The sequence below is a fragment of the Rhodococcus globerulus NBRC 14531 genome, from assembly GCF_001894805.1.
Lineage (GTDB): Bacteria > Actinomycetota > Actinomycetes > Mycobacteriales > Mycobacteriaceae > Rhodococcus_F > Rhodococcus_F globerula.
On record NZ_BCWX01000002.1, the window covers coordinates 158,474 to 176,608 of the forward strand.

18 protein-coding genes are annotated in these 18,135 nt (G+C 62.7%); 15 read left to right on the top strand and 3 right to left on the bottom strand.

Annotated features, from left to right (window positions below):
- Positions 1 to 9: 9 nt before the first annotated feature.
- Positions 10 to 1,113: an NADH:flavin oxidoreductase/NADH oxidase gene (locus RG2_RS09320; RefSeq protein ID WP_033232921.1), complete on the bottom strand. Its 1,104-nt coding sequence runs from the start codon at positions 1,111 to 1,113 to the stop codon at positions 10 to 12.
- A 123-nt stretch (positions 1,114 to 1,236) separates the two neighbouring features.
- Here RG2_RS09320 and RG2_RS09325 point away from each other — a divergent pair, with 123 nt between their 5' ends.
- From RG2_RS09325 to holA, 11 genes are all read left to right on the top strand, one after another.
- On the top strand, positions 1,237 to 2,502 hold the full coding sequence (locus tag RG2_RS09325; protein WP_033232923.1) for a glutamate-5-semialdehyde dehydrogenase: 1,266 nt from the start codon (positions 1,237 to 1,239) through the stop codon (positions 2,500 to 2,502).
- A 41-nt stretch (positions 2,503 to 2,543) separates the two neighbouring features.
- On the top strand, positions 2,544 to 3,425 hold the full coding sequence (locus tag RG2_RS09330) for an AAA family ATPase (protein ID WP_033232924.1): 882 nt from the start codon (positions 2,544 to 2,546) through the stop codon (positions 3,423 to 3,425).
- Positions 3,426 to 3,434: 9 nt separating this feature from the next.
- Positions 3,435 to 4,892 (top strand): vWA domain-containing protein, encoded by a 1,458-nt coding sequence (locus RG2_RS09335; protein WP_033232925.1) that lies wholly within the window; start codon positions 3,435 to 3,437, stop codon positions 4,890 to 4,892.
- A 20-nt stretch (positions 4,893 to 4,912) separates the two neighbouring features.
- A complete protein-coding gene (nadD, locus tag RG2_RS09340) occupies positions 4,913 to 5,614 on the top strand; it encodes a nicotinate-nucleotide adenylyltransferase (RefSeq protein ID WP_072782446.1) in 702 nt (233 codons plus the stop codon).
- Between the two features lie 36 nt (positions 5,615 to 5,650).
- Positions 5,651 to 6,097 (top strand): ribosome silencing factor, encoded by a 447-nt coding sequence (rsfS, locus tag RG2_RS09345; RefSeq protein ID WP_033232927.1) that lies wholly within the window; start codon positions 5,651 to 5,653, stop codon positions 6,095 to 6,097.
- Positions 6,094 to 6,768 carry a histidine phosphatase family protein gene (locus RG2_RS09350; RefSeq protein WP_033232929.1) on the top strand — a complete coding sequence of 225 codons (675 nt, stop codon included), beginning with the start codon at positions 6,094 to 6,096 and terminating at the stop codon, positions 6,766 to 6,768. The genes rsfS and RG2_RS09350 overlap by 4 nt, the downstream gene beginning before the upstream one ends.
- Positions 6,755 to 7,522: a diglucosylglycerate octanoyltransferase gene (gene octT / locus RG2_RS09355; protein ID WP_033232931.1), complete on the top strand. Its 768-nt coding sequence runs from the start codon at positions 6,755 to 6,757 to the stop codon at positions 7,520 to 7,522. Before RG2_RS09350 ends, octT begins: the two co-directional genes overlap by 14 nt.
- Positions 7,523 to 7,526: 4 nt before the next feature.
- Positions 7,527 to 8,363 (top strand): DegV family protein, encoded by an 837-nt coding sequence (locus RG2_RS09360; RefSeq protein WP_033232933.1) that lies wholly within the window; start codon positions 7,527 to 7,529, stop codon positions 8,361 to 8,363.
- An 86-nt stretch (positions 8,364 to 8,449) separates the two neighbouring features.
- Complete coding sequence (locus tag RG2_RS09365; protein WP_033232935.1) at positions 8,450 to 9,274, top strand: ComEA family DNA-binding protein; 825 nt, start codon at positions 8,450 to 8,452, stop codon at positions 9,272 to 9,274.
- On the top strand, positions 9,271 to 11,631 hold the full coding sequence (locus RG2_RS09370; protein ID WP_033232937.1) for a ComEC/Rec2 family competence protein: 2,361 nt from the start codon (positions 9,271 to 9,273) through the stop codon (positions 11,629 to 11,631). Before RG2_RS09365 ends, RG2_RS09370 begins: the two co-directional genes overlap by 4 nt.
- Positions 11,628 to 12,602: a DNA polymerase III subunit delta gene (gene holA / locus RG2_RS09375; RefSeq protein ID WP_033232939.1), complete on the top strand. Its 975-nt coding sequence runs from the start codon at positions 11,628 to 11,630 to the stop codon at positions 12,600 to 12,602. Before RG2_RS09370 ends, holA begins: the two co-directional genes overlap by 4 nt.
- 124 nt (positions 12,603 to 12,726) lie before the next feature.
- Here the strand turns inward: holA and rpsT are convergent, their stop codons facing one another.
- Entirely contained in the window at positions 12,727 to 12,987 is a 261-nt protein-coding gene (gene rpsT / locus RG2_RS09380) for a 30S ribosomal protein S20 (RefSeq protein WP_033232941.1), read from the bottom strand.
- Between the two features lie 198 nt (positions 12,988 to 13,185).
- Between rpsT and RG2_RS09385 the strand changes: the two genes are divergently transcribed.
- From RG2_RS09385 to RG2_RS09400, 4 genes are all read left to right on the top strand, one after another.
- Positions 13,186 to 14,805 (top strand): circularly permuted type 2 ATP-grasp protein, encoded by a 1,620-nt coding sequence (locus tag RG2_RS09385; RefSeq protein ID WP_033233172.1) that lies wholly within the window; start codon positions 13,186 to 13,188, stop codon positions 14,803 to 14,805.
- A 40-nt stretch (positions 14,806 to 14,845) separates the two neighbouring features.
- A complete protein-coding gene (locus RG2_RS09390; RefSeq protein WP_033232943.1) occupies positions 14,846 to 15,817 on the top strand; it encodes an alpha-E domain-containing protein in 972 nt (323 codons plus the stop codon).
- A gap of 8 nt (positions 15,818 to 15,825) precedes the next feature.
- The gene (locus tag RG2_RS09395) at positions 15,826 to 16,656 is read left to right on the top strand and encodes a transglutaminase family protein (protein ID WP_033232944.1); all 831 of its coding nucleotides are present in this window, start codon (positions 15,826 to 15,828) and stop codon (positions 16,654 to 16,656) included.
- A 61-nt stretch (positions 16,657 to 16,717) separates the two neighbouring features.
- A complete protein-coding gene (locus RG2_RS09400) occupies positions 16,718 to 17,491 on the top strand; it encodes an aquaporin (protein ID WP_033232946.1) in 774 nt (257 codons plus the stop codon).
- A 51-nt stretch (positions 17,492 to 17,542) separates the two neighbouring features.
- Here the strand turns inward: RG2_RS09400 and RG2_RS09405 are convergent, their stop codons facing one another.
- Complete coding sequence (locus RG2_RS09405) at positions 17,543 to 18,061, bottom strand: type II toxin-antitoxin system PemK/MazF family toxin (RefSeq protein WP_033232949.1); 519 nt, start codon at positions 18,059 to 18,061, stop codon at positions 17,543 to 17,545.
- Positions 18,062 to 18,135: the final 74 nt, after the last annotated feature.

An 18,135-nucleotide genomic window follows, 5' to 3' on the forward strand; every position in this document is an offset into this window, starting at 1 on the left:
CGCCTGCCTTCAGAATGCGCGGGCGTACTGCGACGGAACTCGCGGTCCTACTTCGGCATTCAGCTCACGTGCGGCGCGCCGTGCCCAGTAGGGATCACGCAGGAGTTCGCGTCCCAACAGCACGGCCACCGCACTGCCGTCCTCGACGATCTTCTCTGCCTGCTCGGGTTCGGTGATCAGTCCGACTGCCGCTGCGGGAACCAGGGATTCGTTCTGGATCCGGCGGGCGAAGGGAACCTGGTAGCCGGGCTCGACCGGGATCTGTACACCCGGCGAATTACCGCCAGTGGACACGTCGACGAGGTCGACGCCGTAGTCGGTGAGGATGTTGGCAAGTGACACAGTCTGATCCGCAGTCCAACTGCCGACCTCGAGCCCACGCTCCTCGCTGACCCAGTCCGTGGCTGACACACGGACGAACAGGGGCAACTCGGCGGGCCACACTTCTCGAACCGCCGTGAGGATTTCGAGGAGGAAGCGGATGCGGTTCTCGAAACTGCCGCCGTAGTGATCCGTTCGCTTGTTACTGAGCGGGGAGAGGAACTGGTGGATCAGGTATCCGTGCGCCGCGTGAATTTCGACGACCTTGAACTCCGCCTGAAGCGCGCGGGTGGCTGCCGCCGCGAAGTCGGCGACGATGCCGGCAATCGCATCTGTTGTCAGTTCCGCGGGCGTTAGGTAATCACCGAATGCCACGGCGCTCGGGGCGACGGTCGTCCAGGACAGGCGGTCTTCCTGGTCGAGCGATCTACCGCCACGCCACGGAACCTTCGTCGACGCCTTGCGGCCGGCGTGCGCCAGCTGAATTCCGGGCACCGCTCCGAAGTACGCGAGCTGCGCGTTGATCTCGGCAAACGCGCGAGCCTGCCGCTCGTTCCAGATACCGAGATCGGCGGGGCTGATTCGTCCTTCCGGGCTCACAGCGGTCGCCTCGGTGAGGATCAGGCCGACACCACCGATAGCTCGGCTCGCCAGATGCGTTCGATGCCATTCGTTGGGCACTCCCACCTGATCGCCGATGACATCAGCGGAGTACTGGCACATCGGTGCCATCCACACGCGGTTGGGAATGGTGACGCCGCGCAAGGTGAGAGGTTCGAACAGCACGCTCACGGAGTAACTCCTGACTCGGGGAAGGGGAGGATCACCCGAAGGTGGTCGATCCCGTGCAACAGCGGTAACAGTCCGAATCATTCCCGAAAGGAACGCGTCGGAGCCAATGGCTAATGTGTATTCATGACTGCTGTAACTTCCACAGGCTCGGACACTCGCGACGTAGTGCACGAGGCTGCCCGCCGGGCGCGTAAGGCTTCGCGTGTCCTGGCGTTGCTGACCACAGCACAGAAGGACCGCGCGCTCCACGCCGCGGCCGACGCGGTTCTTGCCGCAAGTGATCAGATCCTGGCGGCAAATGCCGTCGATATCGACACCGCGAAGGCTGCGGGTACCGAGGAATCGCTGCTTGATCGATTGCGTCTGACAGCGGATCGCATCGAAGGCATCGCTTCGGGTCTGCGTCAGGTTGCCGGACTACCCGACCCCATCGGTGAAGTGCTCCGCGGCTCCACACTGCCCAACGGCCTGGAACTGCGTCAGCAGCGCGTCCCGCTCGGTGTTGTCGGCATGGTGTACGAAGCTCGCCCCAATGTCACCGTCGACGCGTTCGGTCTGACCCTCAAGTCGGGAAATGCTGCACTGCTTCGCGGTTCGTCGTCGGCAGTCAAATCCAACGAAGCTCTTGTGGTCGCTCTTCGTGCGTCGTTGACTGCGCAGCAGCTCCCCGAAGACGCCGTTCAACTTCTGCCGAGCGCAGACCGGTCCACGGTGACGCATCTGATTCAGGCCCGTGGTCTCGTGGACGTTGTCATCCCGCGCGGTGGCGCGGGCCTGATCAGTGCCGTCGTTCGTGATGCCACGGTCCCCACCATCGAGACCGGTGTCGGAAACTGCCACGTCTACGTACACTCGGCTGCCGATCTGGTGATGGCCGAGAAGATTGTGCTCAACTCCAAGACCCGTCGGCCAAGCGTGTGCAACACCGCCGAGACGATCCTGGTCGACAAAGCCATTGCCGACACCGCGGTTCCCGCACTGCTTCAGGCGCTGCAGATGCATGACGTTGTTGTTCACGGCGATCTGCCCGGCCTCGTTCCGGCCACCGAGGACGACTGGTCGAACGAGTACCTCACGCTCGACGTCGCACTGAAGGTTGTTGCCGACCTGGACGAGGCAGTCGAGCACATCGACACGTACGGCACCGGCCACACCGAGGCCATCGTGACGTCGGATCTCTCGGCTGCCCGCGAGTTCACCGCGCGCGTCGACGCAGCAGCCGTCATGGTCAACGCATCAACTGCCTTCACCGACGGCGAGCAGTTCGGATTCGGAGCCGAGATCGGCATCTCGACGCAAAAACTTCACGCACGCGGCCCCATGGGGTTGCCGGAACTGACGTCCACCAAGTGGATCGTCTGGGGCGACGGACACACCCGACCCGCCTGATCGTTCACCTGGACTTGCCCCACCCTTTTTAGGAGTTAACCGTGGACCGAGCTCTTCCCGATACAACACCGTTCTTCTCGAGCGTCGACGACGTCATCGAGCGTTTGGCCGAGACGGGTTACCTGTCCGACAAGGGCACTGCAACGGCGGTGTTTCTCGCCGACCGACTGGGCAAGCCCCTGCTCATCGAGGGACCGGCCGGTGTCGGTAAGACCGAGTTGGCGCGCGCGGTAGCCCAGACGACAGGCGCCGAGTTGGTGCGCCTGCAGTGCTACGAGGGCGTCGACGAGGCTCGTGCGCTGTACGAGTGGAACCACGCGAAGCAGATCCTGCGCATCCAGTCCGGCTCGGACCACAGCTGGGATTCCACCAAGGCTGATGTGTTCTCGGAGGAATTCCTTCTCGCGCGTCCACTGCTCAAGGCGATTCGCCGCGAAGACCCGACAGTCCTGTTGATCGACGAGACCGACAAGGCCGACGTCGAGATCGAGGGACTGCTCCTCGAAGTTCTCAGCGACTTCGCGGTCACCATCCCGGAACTCGGAACCATCACCGCAACACGTAAGCCGTTCACGGTGCTGACGTCCAACGCCACCCGTGAGCTGTCCGAGGCACTCAAGCGTCGTTGCCTGTTCCTGCATCTCGATTTCCCCGATGCAGACCTCGAACGTCGCATTCTTGCCAGCCGTGTCCCCGAACTGCCCGAAGCCATTGCCGAGCAGCTGGTCAACACCATCCGCGTTCTGCGCGGCATGCAGCTCAAGAAGGTTCCCTCGGTGTCCGAAACCATCGACTGGGGTCGCACGCTCCTCGCCCTTGGCATGGACACACTCGACGACGACGCCGTACGCGCAACACTCGGCGTCATCCTCAAGCACCAGTCCGATCAGGTGCGAGCCACCGCCGAACTTCGGCTGAACTGAGGTCTGGTCATGGCACTCGGAGGTACGTCACCGATCAAGCCGGGTGGACTGGCGGCGCCATACGGTCTGCCAGGTCACCTCGTCGATTTTGTCGAGGCCCTTCGCCGACGCGGCATCATGGTCGGCCCCTCCGAGACCGTCGACGCCGGCCAGGTCATGTCGGTCCTCGATCTTCTCGACCGTGAAGCGCTCCGCGAAGGGCTGGCCTGCTCGCTGCTGCGCCGGCCCACCCATCGCGCGACCTTCGACGCCGTTTTCGACCTGTGGTTCCCGCGGGCGATCGGCGACCGTGCGGTGGGCGACGTCGACGTCAGCCTGCCGCGTAAGCCTGACGGCAGCCTCGATCTGCAGGCGCTGCGGGAGCTGATCGCCGAACTGCTGACCGACGGCAGCGACGAGGCCATGGAGCTGACCGAGCTTCTCACTGCCGCGATGGTCGAAGAGCTGGGGCAGTACCAGTCGAGCAACGGACCGTCGTTCTCCGCATACCAGGCGTTGCGGGACGTCGCTCCCGAAACACTGCTCAACAAGATCCTCGAAGGACTACTCGGTAATCAGCAGGGCGGTAGTGAGGGCAAGGACAACTCCGACTATCAATCGGAGGTTGCCAAGCGGACAGCGGCCCAGCGCATCGCGGACTTCCGCAAGATGGTCGAGAAGGAAACGCGTCGACGTACGGCCGAGAATCTCGGCAAGGAGCGCGTCGCCACCTACGGTGTTCCGAAGCTGGCCGAAGAAGTCGACTTCCTACGCGCGTCCGACGCGGAACTCACGACGCTCAAGAAGAACGTGACTCCGCTGGCACGGTTGCTCGCCAGCAGACTTGCCGTCCGTCGCAGTCGCAGCCGAGCCGGTTCCATCGACTTGCGTCGAACCTTGCGTAAATCGATGTCGACGGGCGGGGTGCCGATCGATCTGGTGCAGCGCAAACCCAAACGCGCGCGTCCCGAACTTGTCGTGATGTGCGACGTGTCCGGTTCGGTAGCCGGGTTCAGCCACTTCACCTTGCTGTTGGTCAACGCTCTGCGAGAGCAGTTCTCCCGCGTACGCGTATTTGCGTTCATCGACACCACCGACGAGGTCACCCGGTACTTCGATTCGAATGCCGACCTCGGATCCGCGATGTCACGGATGGTTCGTGAAGCGGAGCTGATCACGTACGACGGTCACTCCGACTACGGCCACGCCTTCGGGGTATTCCAGGAGAAGTTCGCACAGAGCATCACCAGTCGCACATCACTGCTGGTACTGGGCGACGGTCGCAACAACTACCGCGACCCAAACCTGCAATCACTCGCGCAGATGGTTGCAGTGGCCAAGCACGCACACTGGCTCAATCCAGAGCCCAAGGGGCAGTGGGGGTCGGGCGACTCGGCTGCCAAGGTGTACAACGAGGTCATCAGCATGCACGAGTGCCGCTCCGCCCAGCAGCTGGCCGACGTGGTGTCCGGCCTGCTGCCGGTGTGAGACACGTAAGCTCGGCAGCTGTGCAGAAGGGACAATCGGTGGAACGTGCTCGACGCCTCGGCGTGATGGGCGGCACTTTCGACCCCATTCACCACGGTCACCTCGTCGCAGCGAGTGAGGTCGCCGACAGGTTCGGACTCGACGAAGTGATCTTCGTCCCCACCGGCCGACCGTGGCAGAAGGAGGCTCGAGGCGTCAGCCCGGCAGAGGACAGGTACCTCATGACGGTCATCGCCACCGCCTCCAACCCGCGGTTTTCCGTTTCCCGGGTCGATGTCGACCGTGAAAAAGTGACGTACACCGTGGACACACTTCGCGACCTGCGGGCTTATCATCCGGACGCGGAACTGTTCTTCATCACTGGTGCCGATGCGCTGGCCAGCATCCTTTCCTGGCAAGATTGGGAAGAGTTGTTCGCATTGGCAAAATTTGTCGGAGTATCGCGACCGGGTTTCGATCTCAACACCGAGCACCTGGCCGCTCACCTCGACACGATGCCCGCCGATGCGGTGACGTTGATCGAGATCCCGGCTCTTGCCATTTCGTCGACCGAATGTCGGCGTCGAGCAAGCGAAGACCGTCCTGTCTGGTACCTCGTACCGGATGGAGTGGTGCAGTACATCTCGAAGCGGAACCTGTATCGACCTGTCGACGCGGAGCGCCGTGACGGTGCGACAACCATGTCGGAACCGGCGCCTGGCAAGACGGCCGATTCGAACTAGAAGCAATACCAAGAAGACGAAACTGGAGAACATCGAGTGAGCGCAACAACCGAAGCCATCGACATGGCACGCATCGCGGCCCTGGCAGCCGACGAGAAGCTGGCCACTGAAGTGGTGGTGCTCGATGTGTCCGAGCAATTGGTCATCACGGACTGCTTTGTCATCGCATCCGCCGCTACCGAGCGTCAGGTGAACTCGATCGTCGAGAACATCGAAGATCGCCTCCGCGAGGCCGGCCACAAGCCGATCCGTCGTGAAGGCACCCGCGAGGGTCGTTGGGCACTTCTCGACTACGCCGAGATCGTTGTTCACGTGCAGCACGACGAGGAGCGCAATTTCTACGCTCTCGATCGTCTGTGGAAGGACTGCCCGGCAGTCGAGGTCGAAGGACTCGGCCTGAACATCCCGGGACCGGCTGACGCACACACAGTGTTCGACACCGACACGGTTGCCGAGCCGGACGCGCAGGAACCTTCACTGTGACCTCCTCGGCGCCGGGAGCGGCGTCGAATCCTGTGCGGCGGCTGATTCTGCTCCGCCACGGGCAGACCGTGTACAACGCCGATTCTCGGATGCAGGGGCAACTCGACACCGACTTGTCGGAGTTGGGGCGCACGCAAGCGAAGAGTGCTGGTCCGGTGATCGCCGACCGTGCGCCGCTGACTATCGTGTCCTCGGACCTCAAGCGCGCGTACTTCACGGCAGTCGCTGTCGGTGATGCGGCCGGGCTTCCGGTCCTCACCGACACGCGTCTGCGTGAGACGCACCTCGGCGGCTGGCAGGGATTGACCCACAGCGACGTCGACGAGCAGACACCTGGGCTCCGGGCGTCGTGGCGAGCTGACGCGACATTGGCCCCGCCTGGCGGTGAAAGCCGCATCGACGTTGCGAAGCGCAGTGTGCCGGTGGTGACGGAACTTCTGGCGGCACTTCCCGACTGGGCCGAGAGGCCGGTTGTCCTGGTGGCACACGGCGGCTTGATCGCGGCGTTGACCGCTGCACTGCTCGACTTGCCGATCGACCGCTGGGCGATTCTGGGCGGTCTCGGAAATACGAGTTGGGTTCAGCTCAGCGGACACGGAGATCCGGCTTCCATCGAATGGCGACTCGACGTATGGAATGCTTCTGCGAGTGTCGCAAATGACGTCCTCTGAGAGTGCCGACGGGCAGCGCCCCGTCCTTCTGGTTATTGCCGATTCGCTGTCGTATTTCGGCCCCAAAGGCGGACTGGCCGCCGACCATTCGCGGATCTGGCCCAACCTCGTCGCCGAGGAGTTGGGGTGGGACGTCGAGCTTGTCGCGCGCATCGGCTGGACGTGTCGCGACGCGTGGTGGGCGCTGACCCAGGACCCGCGAGTGTGGGCTGCTGTCCCGCGCGCCGGGGCTGTTGTGTTTGCCGTCGGCGGTATGGATTCTCTGCCGTCACCGCTGCCCACCGCGTTGCGTGAAACCATCCGCTACGTGCGGCCACCGGCCCTACGGCGCGTGGTCCGCGAGGGATACCAGTGGCTTCAACCGCGCCTGGCACCACTCGGCCGCCCCGTGGCGCTGCCACCGAAGCTGAGCGTCGAATACCTCGAGAGCTCACGAAACGCGTTGGAATACATGCGTCCCGAACTGCCGATGATCGCGACGTTGCCGTCCGTGCATCGCAGTGACGCGTACGCGAGTGTCCATGCCGGTCGTCCGGCCGCAGTATCTGCGATCACCGAATGGGCAACAGCCAACGAGGTACCCATCGTGGATCTTGCCGAGGCGGTACGCGAAAACGTGTTCTCCGACAATGGCAACCCGGACGGAATTCACTGGGGTTGGGACGGACACATCGGTGTCGCCCGGGCCATGACTGCCGCAATTCGCGCCGCCGAAGCTCAGCGTGCGCCCACGTCCGCAAGTGAGGTCGGGTAGCGAAGTGTCAGTTGTCGTCGTCACGGATTCGTCTGCCTGCGTCCCACACGAATCTTCCGAAGCGTGTGGGCTTCAAATCGTTCCGTTGCACATCCTTCGTGACAGCACTGATTTCCTCGAAGGCGTCGACACCATTCCCGACGACCTGTCCGGGCTCTCGACGGCTGGTGCCTCACCGGCAGAGCTGACCGAGGCCTACGGGCGCGCACTGGACCTGAGCCAGGGCGACGGTGTTGTCGCAGTCCACATCTCGCGGCAACTTTCGAGCACCTGGGACGCCGGGAGGCAGGCGGCCGAGGAATTCGGCGGCAAGGTACGCATCGTCGATTCAGCGTCCACCGGTATGGGTTTGGGATTCCCGGCCTTGGAAGCGGCGCGATTCGCAGCGACCGGATCTCCGCTCGACCTCGTGTACGACCGCGCCGTCGACGTAGCCGAACGCGGGCGCGCCTTCATCTTCGTCGACAAGCTCGACCAATTGCGTCGTGGTGGCCGGATCAGTACAGCGGCAGCTTTGTTGGGTACCGCCCTGGCGATGAAACCGCTGCTGCACCTGGTGGACGGCAAACTGGTCTTGAAAGAAAAAACTCGCACCAGCACCAAAGCGCTCGCGAGATTGGTTGATGCGGCAGTGGAGCGAGCGGGGCGCAGCCGCGTGGCCATCGCCGTCCATCACATGAAAGCTCGGGAACGAGCCGAGGGCATCGCCGCACAACTGTCCGAGCGAATCCCGAATGTCGCCGAAACCGTGGTCACCGATTTCAGCGCAGTCCTGGGCGTGCACGTAGGCGTAGGCGCGATCGGTGTTGTGGTGTGCCCACTTCCGGAAGATGTGCCCTGACCAGTCGGTTATCCACAGACTGACAGTTATCCCCAACACGATTTCTCTCGCTGCACAGATCAGTGGCCGCTCGCTAGCGTCGCCTCATGCGGATCAATCAAGAGCGGGAGAGGGTGCGTGATCGACTTTCCGCGATGAGCGGCGACGTCGCCCGTCCGGCAGTGCCCGAGTGGCTTCTGGATGTCGACGAAGAAGACGGATCTGAGGAGGATGCTCGGTATTCCGCGGTGCCCGAACGTTGGCGCGGTATGCGATGGAGTCCGCACCGGCGCGGTGCAATTGTGTTGGTTTTCATTGCGCTTGCTGCCGCAGGGCTCGGTGTTTTTGCACTGTGGTGGGATTCGCCGACAATCCAGGCGGTGCCGGCACTGCCTGCAGCTGTGGGAATTCCGGTCGCGACATCGAATCAGGCTCAGCCGTCAGCGCTCGTCGATGACTCTGGTCCGGCATCGGTGGTTGTCAGTGTTGTCGGGCTGGTGCACAATCCCGGATTGGTGACACTGCCCGATACCTCACGGATCGCTGATGCACTGAGCGCGGCCGGTGGGGTGCTCGACAACGCTGACACTCTCAGCTTGAACTTGGCACAGAAACTGTCCGACGGCGATCAAGTAGTTGTTGGTGCGGTGGGTGATTCGCCGGATCAGCAGATCAGTTCGACTACAGCGGGCGGGGGGTCGGCTACGCCGAGTGCATCCGCTCCCTCGGGTGCAAATGGGGCACCGATCAATCTGAATACTGCGACGGAAGCCGAACTCGACGGGCTTCCCGGAGTTGGACCCGTCACGGCGAGCGCGATCCTCGCATGGCGTACGTCCAACGGAAAGTTCACGGACATAGAACAATTGGGTGAGGTGGACGGCATCGGTCCGGCGCGGCTCGACAAGCTGCGAGCTCTGGTCACAGTTTGAACGGGGATGCAGAGCAGCGGATTCTCGACGCGAGGCTTGTGCCCGCAGCGGTTGCGGTGTGGGGAGCAACTGCTGCGGGCATCGTGTTCGGGTCCGGACTTGCGTGGTGCGTCGCGGTGACTTCGGGCATTGCCTGCGCCGGCCTGGCTGTTTGCGTGTGGCGGTGGGGATCTACGGACTGGATTCCGGTCCTATTGGTGGCCTGCGTATTCGGCGGTGCATTCAGCGCTGTGACTGCGTGGCGGATGGCAGATGTCGAAGCACATCCACTGGCGCGCGCTGCGTCGTCCGGAGGGTGGGTGACCGCGGAGGTGAACCCCACCGAGGACCCACGGGCGACGGCGTCGTCGATGGGTCCCGGTCAGGTGTATTTCCGGGCATCGGTGCGATCGGTGACCGTGGGTAATCAGCACTACGACGCACGCGGCGCCGTGACAGTACGCGCGCCGAGCGGGCTGTGGCCGGAAACGCTTCCCGGACAGGCGCTTACGATTCGGGGAAAGGTAAGCGTTCCATCGCGCTCGGATCTGACGTTGGCAGTGATCACCACCGAAGGCGGGCCGCTCGAGATCGGCGGCGCACCGTGGTATCAGCGGTGGGCCGGCGTCGTGCGGTCTCGATTTGCGGAGGTATGTGCTCAGGCGCTGGCTCCCGATGCGGCGGGCCTGCTGCCTGGTTTGGTCGTGGGGGACACCTTTGCCTTGTCTCCGGTAGTCAAGGACAACTTCACGGCGGCCGGTCTTTCTCATCTCACCGCCGTGTCCGGTGCAAACATCAGCATTCTCCTGGGCGCTGTGTTACTGCTGGTGCGGGCTGCCGCACTCGATCCGCGGATCGGGGCGGCACTTGCAGCTGTGACGATCCTGGCGTTCGTGATTGTGGCGCGGCCGTCGCCGAGTGTGCTTCGCGCCGCGGTGATGGGCACGATCGGATTGTTGAGTTTGGTGACGGGACGACGCAAACAGGCACTGCCCGCGTTGGGCGCGGCCGTCATCGTGTTGGTGATCGTGATGCCGGAACTGGCCGTTGACTGGGGATTTGTGTTGTCGACCACGGCAACCGGGGCATTGGTGATCCTTGCGCCCGTGTGGGTCGACGCACTTCGGCTGCGCGGTTGGCCGCGGTGGCTGGCAGAGATGACGGCAGTGTCGAGTGCCGCGTTTGCTGTCACCGCGCCGGTAGTGGCCGCGATGGCAGGCACGCTCAGTGTCCTGTCGATAGCCGCAAACCTGTTGGTGGCACCGGTGATCGGAGTTCTCACGGTATTGGGGGCACTGATGGCGCTGCTCGCCTTGGTAAGTGCGCCCGCGGCCGCACTTCTGGCTTTGGCTGTGCGGCCGCCGATGTGGTGGCTGCTCTCCGTCGCAGACCGGGCTGCCTCGGTGCCAGGGGCAAACCTCACCGTGCCGTCGGGATTGCTCGGGGCACTTGTAGTCCTGGGGCTGGTGCTTGTCTCGATACTCCTGCTGTGGAATCGCATCTCGCGGTGGCTACTCGGCGCAGTGCTGACGGGACTGGTGCTGGCACTGGCGTTTCACCACGTCTTCTCCGGTGGGCGGCTGGCGCCGGGATGGGCCATGGTGATGTGCGACGTGGGGCAGGGCGACGGACTGGTGCTGGCCACGGGGGATGGCCGGGTAATCGTGATCGACGTCGGGCCCGATCCGACGTCGATGGACCGTTGCCTGAACATGTTGGGGGTCGACGATATTGCGCTCGTTCTGATCAGTCATTTTCACGCCGATCACATCGCCGGACTCGACGCCGTGCTTGCCGGTCGTTCGGTGTCGGCTGTGGGTGTCGGCCCGATGTTGTTGCCGGAATCAGGTTTTCGCGATGTGGACGCGGCCGCACGAGCCCATGGAGTTCCGCTGGTCGGTCTGCGCGCCGGGTCCACGTTTGTTCTCGGGACGGTGCAGTTCGACGTTCTCGGTCCCGTGTTGCCGGTACCCCGTGATGTCGTGGACGCGGACGCGTCGGCCAACGATCAGTCCCTGGTGCTGATGGCGCACACGAGTGCAGGCCGCATACTGTTGACCGGCGACTCGGAAACCGCGGGTGAAGCGTCGATCATGCGTAGCGGAATCGACGTGCGGGCAGATGTCCTGAAACTGCCGCATCACGGCTCACGAACTACATCGAAAGCATTTCTCGAGGCGGTTCGCCCCCGGCTGACCTTGGTGAGCGCCGGCGCCGGCAACACCTTCGGGCATCCGCATCCGCAGGTGTTGAGCGAGCTGGAATCGTTGGGCGGCGTCGTGGCACGTACCGATCAAGGTGGCACGCTCGCGGTGTACGGAAGCGTCGACGGGTCCGTGTCCGTGGTGTCGGTACCTCGTGGGACGATCTTCGGGTGAGTACTCCGGCTGGCCTCGACCCGTTGCACCTCGTTCTCGGAGACGACGAATTCCTGATCGAACGGGCAGTGTCGACGTTGATCAAGGCCGTTCGTGGTGATCGTGGGCAGGGAATCTCGGATCTGCCCATCACCCGGATGCGTGCCGGCGATGCCAATGCGCCAGAACTTGCCGAACTGCTCAGTCCGTCGCTGTTCGCGGAAGATCGTGTGATCGTTCTGGAAGCGGCAGCGGAGGCCGGCAAGGACGCCGTTGCACTGGTACTCGACGCAGCCCGCGAACCGTCCGAAGGTGTTGTGCTGATTGTTCTGCACTCCGGTGGTGGACGCGCAAAAGCACTGGCGCCCGCGCTGGAGAAGTTAGGCGCCGTAGTTCATCAGTGCGCCAAACTCAACAAATCTCAGTTGACCGATTTTGTTCGGGCCGAGTTTTCGTCCGCAGATGTCAAGGTTTCACCCGCTGTCATCGGGGCAATGATCGAAAGCGTCGGCTCGAACCTGCGTGAGTTGGCATCGGCGTGTTCCCAGTTGGCTGCAGATACCGGCGGGAAGATCGACGTCGACGCTGTCCATCAGTACTACTCCGGCAGGGCCGAGGTGTCGGGGTTCGACGTCGCGGACAAAGTAATCGTCGGGGATACCCGGGGCGCGCTCGAAGCACTTCGCTGGGCTGACCAGATCGGAACCCCGCACGTTCTTCTGGCGGACGCCCTTGCCGACGCCGTGCATACCGTCGCGAAGGTCGGCCCGTATGCCCGGGGCGGTGATCCGTTCCGGTTGGCGTCGGAGCTCGGGATGCCGCCGTGGAAGGTCAAGAAGGCAATCAAGGAAGTGAAGGGCTGGGACCCGGCGTCGATCGGCGCAGCGATGCAGATTGTTGCCGCGCTCAACGCCGATGTGAAGGGTGCGGCCGTCGACTCGTCCTATGCGCTGGAATCAGCGGTGCGTAAGGTTTGTGCGCTGCGTAAGTAAGACGCGCTCGGCACGCCGTATTATTCGAACGCATTATTTGAACGCACAATAGCCGCTCTGGTCGAGTAGACCGGAGCGGCTATTGAAACACCACTGATGACGGCGAACCGTCAACGAGGATGTGTCAGATCTTGTTTGCAGCCTGCGCGAGTGCAGACTTCTTGTTTGCAGCCTGGTTGGCGTGGATAACGCCCTTGCTGGCTGCCTTGTCGAGCTTGCGGCTGGTGGCGACGAGGAGCTCGTTGGCCTTGTCCTTGTCACCGGCTGCCGCAGCCTCGCGGAATGAACGAATCGCGGTACGCAGCGAGGACTTCACCGACTGGTTACGGAGTCGGGCCGCCTCGTTGGTACGGATTCGCTTCACCTGGGACTTGATGTTGGCCACGCGTAAAATCCTTGTCGTCTTTAGCTGGTTACGGTCGAGAAAGCTGTGGGCGCACTGATGCACCGACTGGCAAGATTACCAGTCCAGGGTCGAATATCCCAAACCGCCGCACGATGCGCCTGATTGAGAAGGTTACACCGGGTTTGCGGGGATGTTTCCGCACTGCTCAAATCGCGGACGTGTAGCAGCATGTTTGCTATGACGCCGACGACAGACAATGTGGTGAATACAGGCTCGGCCACGACGCGGGCGCGTCCCTCCGGAGTGTTCGACGGATATGCGGACATCGGTCGCTACGAGTTGGCTTTCGACGAGATGTTCGACGCCGACGGATCAGTGCGCGAGTCCTATCGAGGGGTGTACTCCGCGCTGGCGCCGACGAGCAGTAAGGACCTCGGGGCCCGCGCAGACGCTCTTGGTCGCGCCTTCATCGATCAGGGGGTGACGTTCTCGCTCTCGGGGCAGGAAAGCCCCTTCCCGTTGGATGTGGTTCCGCGCGTTATCGCGGCGCAGGAGTGGGCGCACCTCGAAAAGGGCATCAAACAACGGGTCAAAGCGCTGGAGTTGTTTCTGGCAGACATTTACGGCGAACAGCGGATTCTGCGTGATCACGTGCTTCCCCGGCGGCTGGTCACCTCGTGTGAGCACTTCCACCGGGAGGCCACGGGAATTGTGCCGCCCAACGGCGTGCGTATTCACGTGGCCGGGATCGACCTGGTGCGGGACGAAGTCGGTGACTTCCGGGTGCTAGAGGATAATCTGCGATCACCGTCCGGGGTCTCCTATGTGATGGAGAACCGTCGGACCATGACGCGGGTGTTCCCGGACCTGTTCATGTCGCACCGGGTGCGCGCTGTCGGTGATTATGCAACTCATTTGCTGCGCGCCCTGCGAGCCGGTGCGGCCACGAACGAAGCCGACCCAACTGTGGTTGTTCTCACACCGGGTGTCGCGAATTCGGCGTACTTCGAACACTCGCTGCTCGCGCGACAGATGGGTGTCGAGTTGGTGGAGGGCCGCGACCTCTTCTGCCGCGACAACGTCGTCTACATGCGCACGACGGAAGGTGAACGTCAGGTCGACGTGATCTACCGACGGATAGACGATGACTACCTCGACCCGATGCACTTCCGCCCGGACTCGATTCTCGGTGTGGCCGGCGTGCTCAACGCGGCCCGGGCCGGCAACGTCGTGATTTCGAGTGCTGTGGGAAACGGCGTCGGAGACGACAAACTTGTCTACACCTATGTGCCGCAGATCATCGATTACTACCTCGGCGAGAAACCGTTGCTGCAGAACGTCGACACGTTCCGTTGCTGGCTCGACGACGAGTGTGAGGAAGTACTCGACCGCGTCGCGGAACTGGTGATCAAACCCGTCGAGGGGTCCGGTGGGTACGGCATCGTGTTCGGCCCGGACGCGAGCCCGGCGGAACTGGCCGAGATCACCGGAAAGATCAGAGCCGATCCGCGCGGCTGGATCGCTCAACCGGTGGTGCAGTTGTCGACAGTGCCCACGAAGATCGGGGACGTGTTGTCGCCGCGTCATGTCGATCTGCGTCCCTTTGCGGTCAACGACGGTGACGACATCTGGGTATTGCCCGGCGGGTTGACTCGCGTGGCGCTCCCGGAAGGCTCGTTGGTGGTCAACTCGAGCCAAGGCGGGGGAAGCAAGGACACATGGGTATTGGCCGCGGCGACATCAACCGACGCCGGAGAACTGGCGGGTGAGGAACTTGTCGGCGAACCGCCGGAATCCGCAGAACCTGACAAGGGCCCGGAACTGACTCCGTCACAACTGAATCAACAACAACAGTGATCACGCCGAAGCGGTCAACAGAACGGAGTGTGATGTAAGGATGCTTGCCAGAAATGCCGAATCTCTCTACTGGATCGGCCGTTACGTGGAACGGGCCGATGACACCGCGCGCATCCTCGACGTGACCGTCCACCAACTGCTCGACGACACGACCCTCGATCCGGATCGAACGTCGCGGTTGTTGCTTCGGGTCCTCGGAATCGACGCGCCGGAAGAGGAACTGGATGTGCGGTCGCTGACGGATCTTGTTGCGTTCAGTCGCAATCAGGTCGGATCGATCGTCGACTCACTGTCGAGCGCCCGGGAAAACGCTCGTGGCGCACGTGAGGTGACGTCCAGTGAGATGTGGGAGTGCCTGAACACGACGTACAACGGATTGGGGGAGCGCGAGCGAGCGTCGCGCTACCTCGGGCCACACGAGTTCTTCCGCTACGTCGAGGAACGCGCGGCAATGTTTGCGGGACTGGCGGATTCGACGCTCAGCCGCGACGACGGTTACCGGTTCCTGCTGTTGGGTCGCTCCATCGAGCGAGTCGACATGATCGTGCGCATGCTGCTGGCTCGTGCGGGGGACAAGCCGACGTCGCCTGCCTGGGTGTCGGTGCTGCGCTCGGCCGGCGCGCACGACACGTACCTCCGTACCTACCGTGGTGCTCTCGACGCGAACCGGGTCGTGGAGTTCATCCTTCTCGATCGGCTGTTTCCGCGGTCGGTGTTCCACTCGATTCGGCAAGCGGAGAAGTGCCTGGAGGAACTGGACCCGCAGCAGGCCAGCCGGGTCGGGATCCGCGCTGAGGCCACCCGATTGCTCGGTAGGGCACGAAGTGAGCTCGAGTTCCTCCCCCAGGGAGTGTTGCTCGAGGATTTGCAGTTGAGACTGTTGGGTTGGCAGGAGACGTGTCGCGAACTGGGTGAGGCTATTTCGTTGCAGTACTTCCATGCCGCGCCATGGGTCGCGTGGACTGACGCAAGTGCTGTCTACGCCGAGGCGACTGTGGAGGGGGAACTGTGAGTTGGCGAATGAGGGTTGTACACACGACCGGATATGCCTACGAAGCTCCGGTGACGTCGTCGTACAACGAGGTACGACTGACTCCACGGGGTGACAACCGGCAAACGGTCATCCTGAACCGCGTCGAGACCCAACCGGCTTCGCGTGCCTACCGGTACACCGACTATTGGGGTACTGCGGTGACGGCTTTCGATCTTCATGCGCCGCATAAGGAACTGGAAGTCACCGGTCTTTCCGTTGTCGAGACGGAACCGTTTGTCGCGCCGGAAGAAAAGGTCGGCTGGGACGAGTTGGCCGGTAATTCGATCAAGGATCGGTTCAACGAACAATTGAGTTTCACGGATTATGTCCCGCGAGACGAGAAGTTCACGGCAATTGCCGAAGAATTGCGACAGGGTTTATCGCCGGAGGAAGCGGTAGTGACCGTGTCGAAATGGGTGCACAGCGAAATGTCGTATGTGCCCGGGACTACCGGTGTCCACACGTCGGCGGTCGAAGCCTGGGCCGCACGCGAAGGTGTGTGTCAGGATTATGCGCATTTGACACTCGACATACTGCGCACCATGGGAATTCCGTGTCGATATGTTTCCGGATATCTGCATCCGACGCGCGATGCCGCTATCGGGGACACGGTGGTAGGGGAATCACACGCCTGGATTGAGGCGTGGACGGGTGCCTGGTGGGGATACGACCCGACAAACGTGATAGCTGTGAATGAACAACATGTCGCGGTCGGGATAGGTCGGGACTATTCGGATGTGCCGCCGCTGAAGGGAATCTATTCCGGCGGTCGATCGACAGATCTCGAAGTTGTTGTGGAGATCACTCGCCTTGCGTAAAGTCCGGCAAATCTAGACGCGTGAGCATTACTGCCGTTTCATTGACGAAGAAGGTGGGAATATGTCTCCAACTGCACAGGAATTAACCGAGGTCGAACCGATTTCGGACGTCAAGAAATATGTGGCCGAAGCGGTGGGGACATTTGTACTGGTGTTCTCCGCCGTCGGCACCGCCGTATTTGCCGGTGCGAAAGTCGGAAACCTCGGGGTTGCTCTGGCTTTCGGTTTGACCTTGCTGTTTCTGGTGTACGCCATCGGCCCGATTTCGGGTTGTCACGTCAATCCCGCAGTGACCGTCGGCCAATTTGCCATCGGGCGAATCTCGGCAGTGAATGCGGGCATCTACATCGTCGCTCAGATAATCGGTGGTCTTCTTGCGGGTGTTGTCATCTACACCGTCGCAAACAGCCTTCCTGCCTACAACAGAGTCGCAGACGGCCTGGGTGCTAACGGCTGGGGAGCGCACAGTCCGTCGGCCGAGAAAAATCTCCTCGGAATGGTGGTGTCCGACGGCTACGGCATCGGCGCCACGATGATCATCGAGATCTTGCTGACCGCGCTACTGGTGTTCGTCGTTCTGGCGTCCACCGACCAGATCTCCGACGTTCCGCTGGCCGGTGTGTCCATCGGCTTCACGCTCGCCGTGATCCACCTGATCTCGATCCCGATCGACAACACGTCCGTGAACCCCGCCCGCAGCCTTGCCGTCGCCCCGTATCAGGTCGGTGCCATGGGCCAAGTGTGGCTGTTCATCGTGTTCCCGATCATCGGCGGCGCACTCGGCGCACTGATCTATCGCGCGTTGTTCGGCCGATTCAATCGCTTGAACAGCTGAGCCGCCTCAACAGCTGAGCGTTTCGGTAGTGCTTTGTCCTTCGGGTCGGCTTCAGCTCCAGCTGAAGTCGGCCCGAAGTTTGGTGGCCACCAGTTCGAACTTCTTACGGTCCATGACGGCTCCTTCGCGGCGAATACCGGCTTCCGGGACGTCGAGAACACGATCCAACCTGATCCAACTTGGGCGGCCTTCGCTGTCCCACGGGCCGGACCCGATGGCGACCCAATCTCGCTCGCCGTTGCGCTTGCTCTGCGACGACAGCATCAAGCCCAGGAGTGTGTCCCCGTCTCGGCCGACAACCAGAACCGGGCGGTCCTTGCCCTGCGTCGGGTCCTCTTCGTAGGCGACCCAGGTCCAGACGATCTCGCCGGGATCGGCTTTGCCGTCGAGATCGGGGGAGTATTCGACCTTGCGGGCGCGATGCGCGGTGGGAACGGTGCGCGCCGCGACCGGTCGGCCGGACGGGCCCGTCGACGCGTTCGACGACTGCAGTTGGCGTAGCAGTGTCGGGCCCTTGTCCAGAGCGAAGTTACCGAGGGTTCTACCGAGCTGCTTCCACATGCTTGCCATGGCGACCGAGCATAATCGCATGGTGCGCGGGAACCCTGAGCGCTTGGTGCGGGCACACCCGAGTGCTCTGTGCG